The organism is Enterococcus sp. 10F3_DIV0382, from assembly GCF_002140245.1.
Lineage (GTDB): Bacteria > Bacillota > Bacilli > Lactobacillales > Enterococcaceae > Enterococcus_B > Enterococcus_B lactis.
In genome coordinates this window covers 360,908-378,747 of sequence record NZ_NGMF01000001.1, presented here as the reverse complement: position 1 = coordinate 378,747, position 17,840 = coordinate 360,908, and the positions used below count along the sequence as shown (strand labels likewise).

Here is a 17,840-nt window from a genome sequence, read left to right as displayed (position 1 = left end):
CATAGAATAATCACTTTATTCATCAGATGCAACTAATTTGTCTGGTTTTAGCTGTTTTCTGTTTGTTGGAGAGCCAACCATTCGGATCTTGTGATTCCTCTTATCACTAAAGAAACCACTTCACCATTTCTTCGCTCAGCATCTGAGATCAATCCTTCTTTTTTCATATGTAACTTCTCCATTACCCGTCCCGAATTGGAATTTCTCACGTCATGGGTAGAAAAGATCCTTACAAGATCTAATTGTTCGAAACCTAGTTTCAGCAAAGCAGCGGTAGCTTCAGGCATATAGCCATTACCCCAATAGGCAGAATTTAGCGCATAACCAATTTCGGCAGTCCCGTTATGGTCATTCACACGGATATCTGTCGTTCCGATCAGTTTACCTGATTTTTTTAGTTCTATACCATATTTTCCTAAAGGGTCCTTTATAAAGGATGTAGCAATATTTGCTCTTGTTTCAGCTAATGATTGGTTTGCGGGAAAGAGGATCCGTGTCGTTACCTCATCACTTGCATATTCATATACATCCTCTGTATCTGCTAAAGTGACGGGTCGTAAAATAAGTCGTTCTGTTTCTATCCATTGATTTTCTGCCAGTACAAGGTCTGTTTTAATTTCTTCTCCCATCTAAATCCGCTTCTTTCGTTATTTTTTCTCTACTATAGCGAAGCAGGCCCCAAAAAGCAACCTGTTATTTGTCCAACCTTATCCATTCCTTAAATAACAAAATATATTCTAAAAAATAAACATCCCTTAATAACTATTGGAAAAAGAATAACTTTTTGTTCACGGATTATTAGCAACTCTTCGGTAAAGTAAACTTATCAAATAAAAAGACTTCTTTGGAGGAATCACTATGAAAGAATATATAAAAAGTATCTATTTTATCGAAGAAACACAAAACATCGAGGGTTCTTATATTGAAGTAAAAACACTTTTTGTCAATGAAGATAAAACAAAAGCATTGGATATCTATAAAAAATTAGCTGCAAAACAAACGAATAGTTTTGGATTGATATTAAGCGAGTATAAGATCAAAGCAGAAGAAAGTTATTTCTATCAATTATTAAAACGTTGGAGTAAGCTTCCCGCCGATTTTTATCGAAAAATGCAGATCATCAACTATCAACCGCTTGCTGAGACACATGCGTGAATAGAGGTTATGAAATCAGCGCTCTGACCTTAGTATTAAAGAAAAAAGATTGCCCAAACACATAAAAATCGACCTCTAAAAATTAGCTGGAAAATCTAACTTTTAGAGGTCGGTTCAATTTTTTCGATTATTATTGATTCTACTTAAATGCTTGATCCACATCTTCAATCATCAGTTTCATTGATTCTAAACCGCCCCCGCTTAAATACCAGACATCTGGTTCAAGGGAGATGATCTGCTGATTTTTACCAGCATTCGTTTGTGCTACCAGTTCATTGGCAGAAATATCATCTTTGCTATCGTCTCCACCGATAGCTTTTGTTCGGTCTACCACAAATAAGATATCCGGATTTTTTTCTAGCACATATTCATAAGAAACACTTTGACCGTGAGTGGATGCTTCGATTTGATCATCTGCTTGTTCAAAGCCAAATAAATCATGGATGAAACCAAATCTAGAACCTGATCCATAGGCTGATAATTGCCCTTCATTCACAAGTGTGACTAGTGCTTTTTTGTCAGACGCTTCTGCTTTCTTTTTCGTCTGATCGATTGCATTGGATAATTCCTCTAATTGAGTTTTGGCTTCTTCTTGCTTGCCAAAGATCTCCCCTAAAGTAGTGACATTTTGCTGGAAAGATTCCCATGGCTTTTTCGCATCTAAAGAAAGGAAAATGGTCGGAGCGATTTGACTTAGATCTTTTTGAAAATCTCTTTGCCGACCAGAAATGATGATCAGATCTGGCTGAAGTTGATTGATTTTTTCTAAGTCTGGTTCTTTGATCCCACCTGCTGATTCCACTTTTTTATAGGAGGAAAGATACTCAGGAAGGCTGCTCGTAGCTGCTCCAACTACCTTATCTCCAACACCAAGAGCATCCATCGTATCTAAAGAACCATTATCGAATACGACGACTTTTTCAGAATTCTTTGGCACCTCGATTTGATCACCATTACTGTCTTTTATCGTTAATGCCGTTTCAGCTTGCGTACTGCTTTTCTTTGTGTCTGCCTGACTGGTGTTGTTACTATTTCCACATGCTGCTAAACCAAATGATGCTAGAATCAAGATACCTACTACTAATTTTTTCATCTCTTCTCTCCTAATGTTAGTTTTAGAAATAAAGACAGAATCTGCGGCCTTCAATCTCACAAATCCGTATGTCCATTTCGTACAATTCATCCAATACATCTTTTTTTATCATTTCTTGGGTCGTTCCTTGCGTGAATAACTTCCCATCTTTCATTGCAATAATTTCGTCTGCATAACTTGCAGCAAAGTTGATATCATGAAGAACAATAACAATCGTTTTTCCGATTTTTTGTACTAAATTTTTTAAAATCTGCATGATTTGAACCGCAAAATTCATATCTAGATTGTTCAAAGGTTCATCCAGTAAAATATAATCCGTGTCTTGCGCTAGCACCATTGCAATATACGCACGTTGGAGTTGACCTCCTGAAAGAGTGTCAATCGATTGATCTGCTATTTCTTCTAGCCCGAGGTGTTCCAGTGATTCCTGAACGATTTTCTGATCTTTTGTCGTCAATTTTCCTTTCGTATAAGGAAATCGTCCAAATTCTACTAATTCTTTCACGGTGATTTGGACATTTATTTCATTCGATTGTCGCAGGATCGACAATTTTTTGGCTAATTCATTGGATCTCCAAGCCTTTACTTCGTTATGGTCTAAATAGATTTCACCTGTATCTTTTGGTATCAAACGACTGATCATCGACAACACTGTTGACTTTCCAGCACCATTTGGACCGATAAAAGCAGTCAACTTCTTTTCAGGAATCGTTAACTGTACATCTTTGACCACTGATTTTCCATGGTACAGTTTATTGACCTTTTGTAAATCGATCATAGGATACTCTTCCTTTCGCGAATCAATTTTGTGACAAAATAAATTCCTCCGACAAATTCAACAACGACACTCACTGTTGTATTCCAGCCGAAAATCTGCTCTACTGCGAGCTGTCCGCCTGTCAGAAACAGCATAGCTATTAGAAAGCTTCCGATAAATAGCAGACCATGACGATAAGTAGAAAATATACGGTAACTGACATTTGCGACAATAAACCCTAAAAAAGTAACTGGACCTACAAGAGCCGTTGCTGTTCCTGTCAAAAGACTGACACAACATAAAATAAAAAATTCAAATCGATCTGTGTCTATCCCAAGGTTTACAGCTTGTTCATTCCCAAGATGGAAAACGTCTAGCACATGTCGATATCGAAATAACAGGAACCAGCAGCCGATAATGATCAAAGAAGCAGGCAAAAGATACTGGCTTTGGATATTGCCAAAACTTGCAAATAATCTCCCTTGAAGCAAATCATATTCATTTGGATCCATGATGACTTGTAAAAAGGTACTGACACTACCAAAAAGCGTGCCTAAAATCATCCCTGACATCAGTAACAAAAAAAGATTTGCTTTCATTTTTTTCAAAAGAAAGAAAAATAACAACAGACTCAACCCGACCATCAGCCCAACGTTCAATAAGAAAAAACCTGTACCTGTCTGCTGAAGCATCGTCACTCCTCCGATAAAGAAGAAAAGGACCGTTTGGACAAGGACGTATAACGACTCAAGTCCCAATACGGAAGGAGTCAAAAACTGGTTATGCGTAATTGTCTGAAAGCTGATCGTAGCACTGCTGACAGCTAGCGAGACAAGGATAAATGTAAAAATTTTCTTGCTCCTCAATACCCACGCAAAATGCCAGTTTCCATATGTATGGATCATCAAGTACACTCCTGTAACAAATAGAACAAGAACAAGCATACCAATAAAAATAGACGGCTTTTTTTTAAGCATATCGTCGCCCCCTTATCAGAAGACAAAGGAAGATAGCCCCACCGATGATTCCAACGATCACACTGACTGGTATTTCATAAGGAAAAATCAACACACGAGCGACAAGATCGCAAAATACTAAGAACAAACTACCTGCTAAAGCAGTTACGCCAATGGTTTTGTGCACTTGATCTCCATATATTCTAGAGACAAGATTCGGAATAATCACTCCGATAAAAGGAATGCTTCCCACCATGATCAACATGACTGCACTAGCCAATGAAACCAAGCCAATGCCTAAAAACTGCATCTTCTGGTAATCTATTCCCAAATTTACTGCAAACGATTCGCCCAGACCAATAATCGTAAATTGGTAAGCAAATAGCCAAACCAAGAGCAGCAATGGAACAACAGCATACAGTAACTCATAATTTCCTCGTATCACAGTCGCAAAATTCCCTTGAAGCCACGAAGTCATATTTTGTACCAACTGGAATTGATAAGCAAAAAAAGTAGCAACTGAACCAATGATATTCCCTAACATGACCCCAATCAACGGAAGCATCAATTGATTTTTCTGGGGGAACAATCGCGTAAGGGATAAAAAAAGCAATGTTCCTGCAAAAGCAAAGCAAAATGCAGTCAAGGATCGGACGATCAAGGATGCACCAGGTAGGAAAATCATGGCCACTAAAATACCTAAACGCGCACTATCCATCGTGCCCGCAGTCGTTGGTGAAACAAATTTATTTTGGGTCAAATGTTGCATAATCAACCCACAAATACTACTAGTCGCTCCCACAAGGATCAAACAAATCGTTCGCGGCAAACGAGTCGCTAGCAAAATTTGTAAACTTTGCCCATTTAACTGGAGCAATTCTGACAATTGTACATTTGATACTCCAATGAACAATGAAATACTACTTAAAATAACTAATAATGCTACTAGTCGTCCGTAGCGCATCCAATCCACCTTTCTAATTGAGAATGATTTTCATTCTTATTTTAAGTGAATCGTTGAACAAAAGCAACCGCTTTTTCATATGTTTTAGGTATTATTGGGAATATGCTATAATCGTAAGAAAGACAAAGAGAAGAAGGAGGGTATTTTTTATGGCACAAGATGATGTAAAAAGCCATTTGGATAAGGGACTTTATGGTACACCTTTAGTGAACCCTGAAGAACAGCATAAATATTTAGGGACATTCAGGGAACGTTGCTATCTTAGTATGACTGTTGCTGAAATGATCCACCCGAAAAACAAAGAAAACTTTTTAAAAGAACTCAAAAAACATCCAGATGCTTCCATACTCTTGAATGGGGCTCTACCCCTTTCTGTCCAAAACCAATATATCCAGCTAGCAACGAAAAACAATAGCCGATTTACTGTAGTCAACGATTACGTCACTGCAAATCCTGAGGAATTCGGATTGCTCTTAACAGCAAAAGAAGCAGTAAATGAACCTGTGATCGATATCGAAAAAAAATACCCAGAAGAAAACTCTTCGCCATCTGAAAAAGAAAAACCAAAAAAGAAAAAAAGTTTCTGGGATCGTTTATTTTAAAACGAAAAAACACATAAATTTTTACATGCAAAAAAGCTTTTGAACAGATCGACATCAAATAGGACAATCTGTCAAAAGCTTTTTCGTTTAAAATATTTCAGGATATAACAATTTCAATACATTCATCGTCAATCTTCTGCCTTTTCCTGCAAAAGGATAAACATGCATATGCATCGCTGGATTGAAATTTGCTTCGATGATCCCGTATGCTTTTTTATCGGTTGTAGGATCGATTTCTTTATCTGGTATGATCAAATCAATACCACTGATTTTAGCTCCTAGTGCTTCTACCGCAGAAACGGCGATTTTTTTGTAAGCTTCAGAAAATTCATCAGTCATATCGATCGAATCACCGCCCGTACTGATATTTGAGTTCTCCCTTAGATAAACAATTTGATTGGCTTGGGGAACTGATTCGATCGTTAACCCTTGTTCTTTCAACATCAATTGTTCTAATTCGCCTAATTGGATCAATTCCAACGGTGCACGATGATTCGTTCCACGCAAAGGGTCACTATTTTTTTCTTCAACAAGTTCTTTCACTGTTCGGATACCGTCACCAATAACATTAGCAGGGACTCGCAACATGATGGCTTGGACTTCTCCACCGATTACAAAGAAACGATATTCCGTTCCCGGCATAAATTCTTCTACTAAAACCGAGCTGTCTTCACGAAAAGCAATCGCCAATCCTGCTTGATAATCCTCCAGATCAGCCCCTTCCTTGAAAATCGTGATACCTAATCCGTAATTTGTGGACTTAGGTTTGATCACAAATGCCTGATCGGCAAATCTTGGATAAGCTTTTACGGCTTCTTCCATGGATGAAAATTCTGCGCCTCCTGGTACTCGGAACCCAGCTTCTTTTAAAACTTTTTTCGTTACTGTTTTGTTTTCCATGATAAGTGGAACGATATAGCTGTCCTTACTTGTCATGTTTGCATTTTTCACATATTCTACATGGTCTTGGAATTGCAGACGCAAAAATTGATCCGACTCATCTAATACTTTGACTTGGACGCCTTTTTGGATGGCATCGAACATAAATATCTGAGTAGAAAGTTCCATTTCGCGAAAACCGGCCAACTGATAGGGACGTTCATGACTTTCTTTATAATATTGATGCCCCAATGCCACAGCAACTTCTTGCTGACTCGATAGCTGTGCTTCTTGATAGAGTTTCGCTGCTAACGTTTGTTCTGGATAATCCATTTGAGTCAATGCTTCCTCTACTAAATAAAGAGAATCCAACCAATCCAATTCAACCAGCATTTGCTTCATCCCTTCAAGAATTTCTCTACCTTCTTGATGAAATTCTGTTTGATCTGATGGTTGTTCTAGTGCTACTTTGTTATTTCGAGTCGTACCTTCTGCCACCCATTGGTCACTGTCTTCTTTTTCTTCTGTCCATAGCATATACATCAGGAATAATTGTAAGAAACGAACTTGTTCTGGATTGATTCCCAGCCTTGCATAAGGATTCAGATCGATATTCCGCAATTCAATATAACGAACGCCTGTTGTTGCTAAATCTGCGACTTTCTTTCCACCTCGGAAACGAAGCGGTGTATAAAATTCTTTCTCCTCTGAAAGTTTCCCTTCTTCGATCATTCGCTCAATATCTGCTAAATACTGTTTCATAGAAGCATAGGAAACTTTCACATTTGGATGATTCGTATACCCCAGCGCACTGTTGCGAATACTGCGAACAGGTTCTTGCGGATGTGATTCATTTATAAAATAGTTCTTCTCACTCATCGGTGAAGCACCGAATAAATAAGTGATCATCCAGCGATAGCGCATAAAGTTTCTCGCTGTTTTCAAATAAAGTTCTGTTTTGAATTCAGAAAAATCTTGAAATTCTTCCTGATGGCTGAACAATGTTCTTAGCAACTCATCGCCAAATTCAAAATTGAAATGGATACCGCTCACCATTTGTTTTCGCTTCCCGTATTCTTTTGCTAAGTAACGTCGATACAAAACATCTTCGAAATTTTTTAATTTTGCAATAATGATTTCTTCGTCTTTTTCCGGTAAGGCAGGTGGCATACTTAATGGCCAGATCATCTCTTCTTTCGGTATAGAACGAGCAGTCACATCATAAACAGCAGCCAGATACTGAAATAATTCGGGAATAGAATCGGTAACAGGGGTGATCATTTCTGTTTGTGTTTCGCTAAAATCTGTTTGGATATAGGGGTGATAGGATCGATCGCCAAAGATTGCTGGATGATCGGTTTTTGCTAGATTTCCTGCAAGATCAACCCGCTGTCCTTCCCGTTCTATACCAAATCGAGCTTGGTCGATAAAAGGGCGCGCATTGACATGCAATAATAATTGCTTAAAATTCATCATTAAGTGACCTCCAATTCATATGAATCTAATTATAATCAAAAAGTCTAAGAAAAAGAACGAAATTGTTTGAGAACCGCTTACAAATAAGTATAAAAATGAAGGCATCAAAAACACAGCTATGTTAAAAACAATCATTCAAACAAGGAGCTGCAACTTTTGTTACAGCTCCTGCTTTTTAGACATGGGTTATTCTTCTTTTAGTAATCCTTTGAATAATCCAACGACAAAATCGTTTGGATCAAACGGCTCCAAGTCATCGATGCCTTCACCCAACCCGACCAATTTCACTGGTAAATGCAGTTCATTACGGATAGCAAGTACGATACCGCCCTTTGCTGTACCATCTAATTTTGTCAAAACAAGACCGGTCACATCTGTTGTTTCTTTGAATTGTTTTGCTTGAACCATCGCGTTTTGACCAGTTGTTGCATCTAATACAAGTAGTGTTTCTTGGGGTGCTTCTGGTAATTCCCGCTGGATTACTCGTTTTATTTTTTCTAATTCGTTCATCAAGTTCACTTTATTTTGCAGTCGGCCTGCAGTATCAACTAATAAAACATCTGCCTGCTCTGTCTTTGCTCTTTCCAAAGCATCGAATACGACAGCTGCTGGATCGCCGCCTGCATTGCCACGAACAACTTCAACACCAGCGCGTTCGCCCCAGACAACTAATTGGTCGATTGCTCCAGCACGGAAGGTATCTGCTGCTGCCATCAATACTTTTTTACCTTCGTTTTTGAACTGATGAGCAAGTTTACCAATACTTGTTGTTTTCCCTACACCATTGACGCCGACAAACAAAATAACTGTTAGTCCGTCTTCTTGGATATTTAGTTCATTTACTTCATTGATTCCTTCCGCTTCATAGAGATCCACAAGTTTCTCGATGATCGCATTTTGAACTTCTGCCGATTTTTTCGCATTTCTGAGTTTCACTTCTTGACGTAACGCTTCGGTGATTCGTATCGCTGTTTCAAAACCTACATCTGCCCCGATAAGTGTTTCTTCTAATTCTTCAAAAAAGTCTTCATCGACTGTTCGAAAATTGGCAAACAGCTCATTCATCCGTTCACCAAATGTTTTACGCGTCTTTTCTAAACCCTTGTCGTACTTCTCCTGTACTTCAACTTCTTCCGTTTTCTCTTCGCCAGTAAAAGCACGCTTGATTTTATCAAAAAATCCCATTTGACTCCCCCCTAATCTAATACAAATTTTTGGATCACTTTGGCTACGCCATTTTCTTCATTGCTGACTGTCACAAAATCTGCTGCTTCTTTGACGAAAGGCACAGCATTCTCCATCGCTACGCCTAGACCAGCGTATTGGATCATCGGTAAATCATTTTCTTCATCACCGATTGCCATGATTTCTTCTTGTTTCAAACCAAGATCTTTTGCCAATAAAGAAATACCATAAGCTTTTGTGACACCTTTTGGCATAAATTCCAAAAGCATACTTCTCGTTTTGATGATCTCATACATTTCATGGAATTCTACTGGTATTTCTTTGATTTTAGGATCTAATTCTTCTTGGTCATAAGCGATTACTGCCTTATTAAGCACAAATTCATCTGTAATATCGCTTATATCCGCTGGTTGGAATTGCAGCAGCTTATTCAACACATTGTACAAGGATTGCTTTCTTGGGGCACTAGGCAGCTGTAAAACCACATTGTCAGACAAAACATCTAGTGGCAGATCCAATTGCTGAGCCAATTTGTATAAGCGTTGGATATCTGATACTTCCATCACTTTCTTTTCCATGATTTCACCAGTATCGTTTTTTTGTACTAAACCGCCGTTGAAAGTGATGCTGTAATCACCCTCATCTACCAGCCCTAATTCTTGCAGATAATGCGCCATCGCCGCTAAGGGGCGTCCTGTACATAGAACGATCTTGACCCCTTGCTGTTTTGCTTGTGCTAATGCTTGTTTATTCTCATCTGAAATCAGCTTTTGTTCATTTAATAATGTACCATCCAAATCGATTGCTACTAATTTGATCATTTTCGTTCCTACACTTTCGTTTCGTTGATTTTCGCCTCTTCATTGATATCTTCCATCCGTACAGAAACGATTTTTGATACACCGGATTCTTGCATCGTCACTCCGTACAGTACATCTGCTGCGACCATCGTTCCTTTGCGGTGTGTGACTACGATAAATTGTGTGTCATCTTGGAAGTCGCTTAAGTAACGACCAAAACGTTTTACATTTGCTTCATCTAACGCTGCTTCTACCTCATCTAAGATACAAAACGGAACAGGACAGACACGGATAATAGAAAAGAGCAGCGCAATGGCTGTAAGTGCTCGTTCTCCTCCGGAAAGCAAACTTAAACTTTGCAGTTTCTTGCCAGGAGGTTGTACTTCAATCTCAATACCTGTTTTCAGCAGATCAGTTGGTTCTGTCAGTACTAATTCAGCTTTACCGCCGCCAAACATATTGGGAAAGACAATTTTGAATTCTTGACGGATAGCTTCAAATACTTCTTTGAATCTTGTCCGCACTTCATCATCCATCTCATCCATCGTTTCAAACAACTGGTTTTTCGCTGCTAACAGATCATCTCGCTGTGTCGCTAAGAAGGTATGTCTTTCACTGACTTGTTCGTATTGTTCGATTGAATTTAAGTTTACTGGCCCCAGTTTTTCAATTTGTTCTTTTAAGGAGGCAACCTTTATTCTGCTGTCTTCAATATTGGTTGTTTCTTGATAGTCGTGGGAAGCTTTCTCAAATGTCAGCTGATATTCTGACTGCAGATAGGTCAAATGATTATCTAAAATCATTTCAGCTCGGTCTTTTTGGACTTCTAATTTGGATTGTTCCGACAGTCGTGCTTTTTGCTCACGATTACGCTCTGCCAAGACTGCTTCAAGCTCATCGATCTCCCTTTGCCTTCTATCTCGCTGCTCTTTGGCTTTTGCCAACTCGGCTTTTAATGTTTCTCGCTGAGCAGATAATTCGTTAATTTGTTTTTCCAAACTTTCTTCTGTGACTTCATGATCAGAAAAGTCTGCTGTCAATGTCGCCAACTGTTTTTCTATCGCTTCTTGGCGTTCGATTGCCTCTGCTTTTTGGACTCGGGCACCGCGGAGCTGGATCTGCAGATGATTAAACTGCTCTTTCAAGACAGCAAGATCTGCTTGTTCTTGTGCTTTTTGACTTTGCACTTGTGCTCTTCTGGCTTCCATCTGGTCACTTTCTTGACTTAAAGATTTGATTTCTTCGTCGATTTGTTGACGTTGCGTTTCAAGATCTGTTTGTTTGTCTTTCAACTCGTTCGTTTGTTTTTCGTAATCTTCGATAAACTGCTGTAGCTCACGTGTCTCAAAAGTTGAGATTTGCTTTTCTTTTTCAAAACGTTCAAGTTCGTTTATGATGTTTTGCAGCTGATTTGTCGCTTCTTGTTCTTCAAAACGTAATTGTTCGCCTCGTGTACGCAAAACTTCTTGTTCTTCGGCTAAACGAGCTGTTTCTTGTTGCAGCTCCTGAACTTTCTTTTCTTGCACTTGAAGTTGTTTATCTGCTTCTTCGAATTCACTAGTCAACTGTTTCAATTCTTGGTTTTGTACAAACAAACTGCCTTGGTTTCCTCGTTTGTTCGCTCCACCTGTCATGGATCCTCCGGCATTCATCACGTCACCTTCTAAGGAAACCACTCGGTATTGATAGCGGATCGTTTGTGCGATCGCATTGGCACTAGTTAAGTCTTTTGCTAAAAGGATCGTTCCTAACAGGTTTTGAACCACTGTTTGGATTTGATCAGGATAAGCAACTTGTTCACTGGCAATCCCTATAAACCCTTCTATAGCTGCCGCTTGTGTCAATATATGAGCTGGTAACTGTCTTGGTTTGATTGTCGTCAGCGGAAGGAATGTTGCTCTTCCTCCTCTTTGCTGTTTCAAATACGTGATGGCTTGCCGAGCATCTTTTTCATTTTCAACGATAACATGTTGAGCTGCTCCACCTAAAGCTGTTTCGATGGCTAACGTGAAATCTGCAGGGACGTCGATCAGTTCAGCTACTGCTCCGACAATACCGGAAAGCTGCTGTTTATGCTGCAAGACCAATCGAACGCCTTGGTAAAAACCAAAATAGTTTTCTTGGATCTCTTGAAGGCTTTTCTGACGAGCACGCAGCTGCTGGACTTGATTCATCAATTGATACATTTTAGGCTGTTCTTTTGCTAATGCTTCTTGGAACTTTTTCCCGTTTCGTTGGATCATTTCTAACTTCTCTTTTGTTTCAGTTAAAGATGATTTTAGCTGCGCCTGCTTTTGTATCAATTCTTCTTTCTGTAAGATCAATCGGTCTACTGATGCTTCTACTTCCGATTGCTTGGCTAACGTCTGCTTGCTTTTTGCTGTTTCTTGTACATATTGACGTTCCAGATACTTCAGTTCGTTTCCTACAGCTGCTTGTTCTTGCATTAAATCAACATATTGATCTCTTAATTCTGCCAATAATTCTTTCGTTGATTTTTGGTATTTTTCTAATTCTTGCTGTGTTTTTATGAGATTTGCTTCAGCTTTTTGGATCTCTGTTTCTTTTTCTGCTGCTTCTTTCATCAAGCTTTCTTGAAGCTTTTCAAAATGTTTAACCTTTTTTTGTGCTTCTGCTAATGAAGTTTGATATTCTTGCGAGCTTTTTTGTGTATGCTTTGTCCGCTCCTGCAAAACATCTTTTTGTCCTTCTGTCTGCTTCAGTTTTTCCGAAAGATCTAATAATACTTGCTGATTTTTTTCGATCAGACGGTCGGCTTGCGCATTTTCTTTACGCTGCTTCGCCAAAATGGATTCTTGTTCTTGGATCGACTCAGATAGTTTACCTAATTCTAGATTGAATTTCGCAAGCTGTGCTTGTTTGTTGTCCCAATCTTTTTTTGCTGTCTTGATTTCAGCAACCATCAAAGAAACATCGGTTTGAGTCAGTGTTTCTTTTAGCTGTAAAAACTCCTTTGCTGCCTCACTCTGGGCGGCCAAAGGAGTTAACTGTTCTTCCAATTCATGGATGATGTCTTGGACGCGGCTGAGGTTGTCTTCTGTTTCAAAAAGCTTTTGTTCTGCTTTCTTTTTCCGCTGCTTGTATTTCAACACACCAGCTGCTTCTTCAAAGATCCCACGACGGTCTTCCGGTTTACTACTGAAAATCGCTTCTACTTTTCCTTGAGAAATGATTGAGAATGATTCTTTTCCTAATCCAGAATCTAAGAACAATTCTTGGATATCTTTTAATCTGCAGCTTTGTTTATTGATGAAAAACTCGCTTTCCCCAGTCCGTCGATAACGGCGGGTTACACTGATCTCATTGTACTCCAATGGCAGATAATGATCACTATTGTCTAAAATCACTGTGACTTCTGCAATATTCAGCTGCTTTCGGGTATCGGAACCGGCAAAGATGATATCCGGCATTTTTCCGCCTCGCAAACTTTTAGCAGATTGTTCTCCTAATACCCAGCGGATAGCTTCTGTAATATTGCTTTTTCCGCTGCCATTTGGTCCAACCACTGCTGTGACGCTGTTTTCAAAATCAATGACTGTCTTGTCTGCAAATGATTTAAAACCGGCTATTTCAATTCGTTTCAAATACAAAGCTTTCCCTCACTTACTTTTACAGTGCTGCTAATGCATTTTCCGCCGCAGCTTGTTCTGCTAATTTTTTCGATTTTCCTTGTCCAGTGCCAATCAATTGATCATCTACATAAACTTCGATCCAAAATACTCGTTCATGAGCTGGACCTTCTTCATTGATCAATCGGTATTCGATCGATACATCACCTGATTTTTGCAAGACTTCTTGCAATTTTGTTTTATGATCCATCTCATGTGAAAAAGCACCTGCTTTGACTTTAGGAAAAATCACTTTTTCGATGAACGCATGGGTCGTGTCGAATCCTTGGTCAAGATATAACGCGCCTAAAAAAGCTTCGAATAGGTCGCAAAGCAATGCTGGTCGCGTACGTCCTCCTGAATTCTCTTCTCCCTTGCCCAACAGAACATATTGATCAAAGTGACATTCTTTGGCAAATTTCGATAAGCTGTCTTCGCGAACGATCGCTGCTCGTGTTTTTGTCAATTTTCCTTCTGGCAAATGAGGATATAAACGGAATAAATACTGAGAAACCATCAATTCTAAAACGGCATCTCCCAAAAATTCAAGTCGTTCATTATCCGATAATTGCAGATTGCGATGCTCATTCACATAGGATGAATGGGTAAAAGCTTGTTCAAGCAAATTTAGATCGTGAAAAACGATGTTATAATTTTCTTTTAGTTCTTTTGTCAGCTGGTTGTCCATTTTCCACATTCCTTTTATGGATATTTTTTCGATACTTCCTTATTATACTGGTTTTTTGTTAAATTTGAAATGGTTCGGGTAAAAGGTAAGTAAAGCTTTAATAATCCTAGTGATTGACGAGAGGTTGTGAAAAAGCCGTTTAGTTCGGAGTATTAGAGAAATAAACAAAAAGACAGCTTCTCATATTTTGCCGTTTCTTGAACGAATACCGTGGAATAGCTGATTGAACACTGTTCATACAAAAAAAGGATGTGACACGACTATTGTCACATTCCTTTTTTTGTACAATCCCTTATTCTCGTATGTCTTCAATGACTTCTTGGACGGGTCCTAGCTGAACCTCTGAAACATGAATGCTCAATAGAAGAAACACCGTTAGTAACACTTGAAAAAGGAGCGAAATGAACACACACCATTTTATCCATCGTGGGTGAATCTTTGGCTGATGACTTTTCAATAAAACGATTGAAAAAAACAGTCCAATCACTGGTAAACTATCAGACAAAACCAACAGAATGAACACATAAATAAGGTTTATTGGATTGATTTCTTCCATTCATTCATGTCCAACACATGATCGAATTCTGCTGCCAATGTTGGATCATGGGTGACCACAAGGACCGTAGCTCCTTTTGCATTCAGTTCTTGTAATGCTTGAAGGACGATTCCTTTGTTCTTTTGATCAAGAGAGGCTGTTGGCTCATCTGCAAAGATGATCTTTGGTTCTTTCAAAAATAAACGAGCAAGAGCAACTCGCTGCTGTTCTCCTCCGCTTAAGAGAAATATTTTTTTGTCTATCAAATGGTCTACCTGAAATTTTTCGAGGGATTCTTTGATTTTCTGCTCCTCTTTTGAGACCAAGGTCAAGTTTTGCTTCACTGTTTCGTTGTCGATCAGTGCATAGTTTTGAAATAAAAAACCAGCTTGTTCCCGAAAAAATGTTTTTCTGTTTTTTCGGCTGATTTTTTGGCCATTGATCAAGATTTCCCCTTCATTTATCGTTTCCAGCTGGCCTAAACAATTCAATAAAGTTGTTTTACCTATCCCACTTTCTCCTGTGATAGCAAGCATAGAACCCGCGGGCACAGAAAAAGAAAGGTGTTCAAAGATTGTTTTCTCTTTGTATTTTTTTGTGATTTTTCTAACATCAATCATTTTTGATCACCTCCAGCCGTTGCTTTTTCTCAGATAGATAAGTCGTTGGGAGTAGCAAAAACAGCTCAAAGCTGAATACAGCCAGTGCAATCGGCCATAAGTCCTTCTGCCATATGAGTAAGATCCCTAAAACACCTGAAGATATCCCCGCCGTCATGAAATAGTAAGTTTTGTGACGCTGGAACAGCGGTTTACCAGTAATGTACGCTAAAAATGATTTTTTCTTATTTACTTCTGCATAAATCATGCTCGCATATAGTTCAATAGCAACAAAACTGATAAGAATCAGTAAGAACACGCCTAGTGCTGTGTAAAATTCTGAACGCGCTTTCGTAATTACTTCGCTAATTCTGTCTTTCACAGATGTTAGGCCGTAAAAATCATCTTCAATGCCATTCTCTTCAATAAACACTTGAACTTCTCGACCATTTCGAAACAAATAGGAGCCGTTCGATACCTCACTTATCCATATCTCTATATTAGGTTGGATCAAAGGCAAAGAAATGGAGACAATGATCGGATTGAAAGAAAAGATATTCTCAAGTAAATCAAAATTATAATTAAAGATGATTTGATTCGATTGGGTATAGATCACCTTTAATTCCCCCTGATACTCGCCTTGTTCATACTCGAAGGAATTCTGGTAAAAAGTGATTTCATCTTCTGCCATTTTAACGATCAGATCCGTGTATTGCTTTTTATTTTCTGGGATCAACACATAGAAGAAGGTATCTTCTAATGGATAGATTGGTTTTCCATGTATATCTTTGACTTTCAATTCGTGTACGGCATTATGGTTGACTAACCAATAAGCATCATTTTGAATGTAGGTAAGAACGTCACTCGTATGGCCAAATTCATTATCTCTCAAAAGGATCCCACCTGATTGTTCTGCTCGTTCTAATAAAGGAAGCATGTCCTGATTGATCCTTTTCGCTTCTTTTTTTCTTTCTTCTCTCGTAAAATTTCTAGAATTATCTGGTAATTTGGTCGTGATATTACTAAATCTCAAGTGATAATAATCAGGAATGTCATTCCAATAAGCTAATTGCTGTTCTAGCTGTTTGTTCTCATCCATACTAGACAAGATCATATTCCCGCTTACTACGATAAATACAAGCAAGGCGGCCTTGATAAGGTGATTCGTGTAGAACAGCCATCTATACGGTTTATGTCCTTTTATTTTATCGGCGATCGATCCCCATGAATAAATCACCCAGCTGCTTGATATGCGCATGATGATGATTCCAATGATCCCCCATAACAGGATCTGGGGATAAAGAAAGTGCAGATAGGGATAAAACCATGCAAAGCCAGCTAAAATAACCGTGAAGATGGCCGCATCTATCAAACTATCTTTACACACTAGTTTTGCTTTGCTTCGTCCAAGTGTTTCGAGAATCCCGACTTTCTTTCTCATAGAGGACTTATAGAATAATAGAGCTAAGAATAAGCACAAGAAAAGCATACAGAACAATTGACCGATACTTAATAGCAAACCTGAAGCTAGATAAAGCGGCCATTGTGCCCTTTCAATCGTTATTTCCATCCCCATATCATAAAATTCTTCGATCATATTGGCAGGCGGTTCCTCTGTGATCATATAACCGCCAAGTACTTCTTCAGTAGATAGTTTCGAAGAATCATAAAAATTGATAGGATAATCGGATGCTATAGGGGAAAAGCTATAGGTCGAATACCCTTCTTTACCAAACGTATAGATATCTTTATACGTTTCCCCATCTTTGCCGATTCGAAAGAGGATCTTATGGAGATCCAATTGCTTTTCTCTAGCATATTTCGCAATCGTCTGGTACATTTCCTGCTGATTTTCTTCACCACTCGCTGCTTCGATGATGATCGATGAATGGATTTCTGGAATCGCTGATTTGATCATTTCGGTTCCAGCAAAAGAAATAGCATATAAAAAACTGGTGACTGTGAATAGAAAAAAGAAGCGATAGATTTTTTTCATCGTTTAGAAGAAAGAAGCGGCTGGATCAGCCGCACTTCTTTCTATGCCCACCACCAGCCAGATGTATTTCCAGAAAATGCTCTAGGGGCGGTTACCCGAACGGTTGTTCCTGGATTACCCGTTCTTGTGTTTCTTTCTTTTCCATATGCATAAACAGTCACTCTTCTTTGTGTTGGATAAAATTCTCCCCAAACTGTTCCAAAGCCCGGTATTCCTGTTACACCTCCATAAAAAGTGTTCACAGTTATTCTTCCTTGTTTTAGTGGTACATCTGTTTGCACCACATCCATATTGAAAATCTCTGGTGTAGTAGAAATGACTAATGGTTCAGGTATTTCAGCCGCACTAACGGCATTGATTGGTGCGATCCAGCTGCTCAAGGCAATAAGTGTACATGAACTTGCTATCATCTTTTTCACATTTCTCTTCATTTGTATCCGCTCCCTTTTTTGAGTGCCTAAAGTGTCTCACGAGTGACTATTGAAACATACTTGAACAAGCAAAGGCGACAGTCGTTCGGTCCCCC

The 17,840-nt window shown here is 38.9% G+C and carries 15 protein-coding genes; 2 read left to right on the top strand and 13 right to left on the bottom strand.

The features are described 5' to 3' along the window. Window positions 1-47 precede the first annotated feature (47 nt). On the bottom strand, window positions 48-629 hold the full coding sequence (locus A5849_RS01900; protein WP_086309920.1) for a GNAT family N-acetyltransferase: 582 nt from the start codon (window positions 627-629) through the stop codon (window positions 48-50). Between the two features lie 229 nt (window positions 630-858). Here A5849_RS01900 and A5849_RS01895 point away from each other — a divergent pair, with 229 nt between their 5' ends. Beyond that, window positions 859-1,155 carry a hypothetical protein gene (locus tag A5849_RS01895; RefSeq protein WP_002290488.1) on the top strand — a complete coding sequence of 99 codons (297 nt, stop codon included), beginning with the start codon at window positions 859-861 and terminating at the stop codon, window positions 1,153-1,155. A gap of 139 nt (window positions 1,156-1,294) precedes the next feature. Here A5849_RS01895 and A5849_RS01890 read toward each other — a convergent pair whose 3' ends face one another. The 4 genes from A5849_RS01890 to A5849_RS01875 are packed head-to-tail and all read right to left on the bottom strand — an operon-like array spanning window position 1,295 to window position 4,925. Continuing rightward, a complete protein-coding gene (locus tag A5849_RS01890) occupies window positions 1,295-2,248 on the bottom strand; it encodes a siderophore ABC transporter substrate-binding protein (RefSeq protein WP_002309820.1) in 954 nt (317 codons plus the stop codon). A 22-nt stretch (window positions 2,249-2,270) separates the two neighbouring features. Beyond that, window positions 2,271-3,026, bottom strand: coding sequence for an ABC transporter ATP-binding protein (locus A5849_RS01885; RefSeq protein ID WP_002309821.1), 756 nt, complete (start codon window positions 3,024-3,026; stop codon window positions 2,271-2,273). Continuing rightward, window positions 3,023-3,982 (bottom strand): iron chelate uptake ABC transporter family permease subunit, encoded by a 960-nt coding sequence (locus A5849_RS01880; RefSeq protein ID WP_086309919.1) that lies wholly within the window; start codon window positions 3,980-3,982, stop codon window positions 3,023-3,025. Before A5849_RS01880 ends, A5849_RS01885 begins: the two co-directional genes overlap by 4 nt. Continuing rightward, complete coding sequence (locus A5849_RS01875; protein WP_002309823.1) at window positions 3,975-4,925, bottom strand: ABC transporter permease; 951 nt, start codon at window positions 4,923-4,925, stop codon at window positions 3,975-3,977. The genes A5849_RS01880 and A5849_RS01875 overlap by 8 nt, the downstream gene beginning before the upstream one ends. Before the next feature lie 149 nt (window positions 4,926-5,074). Here A5849_RS01875 and A5849_RS01870 point away from each other — a divergent pair, with 149 nt between their 5' ends. Then, the gene (locus A5849_RS01870) at window positions 5,075-5,527 is read left to right on the top strand and encodes a YueI family protein (RefSeq protein WP_002316567.1); all 453 of its coding nucleotides are present in this window, start codon (window positions 5,075-5,077) and stop codon (window positions 5,525-5,527) included. Window positions 5,528-5,614: 87 nt separating this feature from the next. Here A5849_RS01870 and gshAB read toward each other — a convergent pair whose 3' ends face one another. The 8 genes from gshAB to A5849_RS01820 all read right to left on the bottom strand — a co-directional run bounded on the left by gshAB (window position 5,615) and on the right by A5849_RS01820 (window position 17,745). Then, on the bottom strand, window positions 5,615-7,882 hold the full coding sequence (gene gshAB, locus A5849_RS01865) for a bifunctional glutamate--cysteine ligase GshA/glutathione synthetase GshB (RefSeq protein WP_002313943.1): 2,268 nt from the start codon (window positions 7,880-7,882) through the stop codon (window positions 5,615-5,617). A 186-nt stretch (window positions 7,883-8,068) separates the two neighbouring features. Further along, on the bottom strand, window positions 8,069-9,067 hold the full coding sequence (ftsY, locus tag A5849_RS01860; protein WP_002287900.1) for a signal recognition particle-docking protein FtsY: 999 nt from the start codon (window positions 9,065-9,067) through the stop codon (window positions 8,069-8,071). Window positions 9,068-9,078: 11 nt separating this feature from the next. Next, complete coding sequence (locus A5849_RS01855) at window positions 9,079-9,888, bottom strand: Cof-type HAD-IIB family hydrolase (RefSeq protein WP_002313942.1); 810 nt, start codon at window positions 9,886-9,888, stop codon at window positions 9,079-9,081. Between the two features lie 8 nt (window positions 9,889-9,896). Next, window positions 9,897-13,478 (bottom strand): chromosome segregation protein SMC, encoded by a 3,582-nt coding sequence (gene smc, locus A5849_RS01850; RefSeq protein WP_002312355.1) that lies wholly within the window; start codon window positions 13,476-13,478, stop codon window positions 9,897-9,899. A gap of 19 nt (window positions 13,479-13,497) precedes the next feature. After that, entirely contained in the window at window positions 13,498-14,184 is a 687-nt protein-coding gene (gene rnc / locus A5849_RS01845; RefSeq protein ID WP_002287896.1) for a ribonuclease III, read from the bottom strand. Between the two features lie 534 nt (window positions 14,185-14,718). Next, entirely contained in the window at window positions 14,719-15,339 is a 621-nt protein-coding gene (locus A5849_RS01830; RefSeq protein WP_002309829.1) for an ABC transporter ATP-binding protein, read from the bottom strand. Then, the gene (locus A5849_RS01825) at window positions 15,332-17,314 is read right to left on the bottom strand and encodes a DUF1430 domain-containing protein (protein WP_002348063.1); all 1,983 of its coding nucleotides are present in this window, start codon (window positions 17,312-17,314) and stop codon (window positions 15,332-15,334) included. Before A5849_RS01825 ends, A5849_RS01830 begins: the two co-directional genes overlap by 8 nt. Window positions 17,315-17,355: 41 nt before the next feature. Further along, on the bottom strand, window positions 17,356-17,745 hold the full coding sequence (locus A5849_RS01820) for a hypothetical protein (protein ID WP_002313941.1): 390 nt from the start codon (window positions 17,743-17,745) through the stop codon (window positions 17,356-17,358). Window positions 17,746-17,840 lie beyond the last annotated feature (95 nt).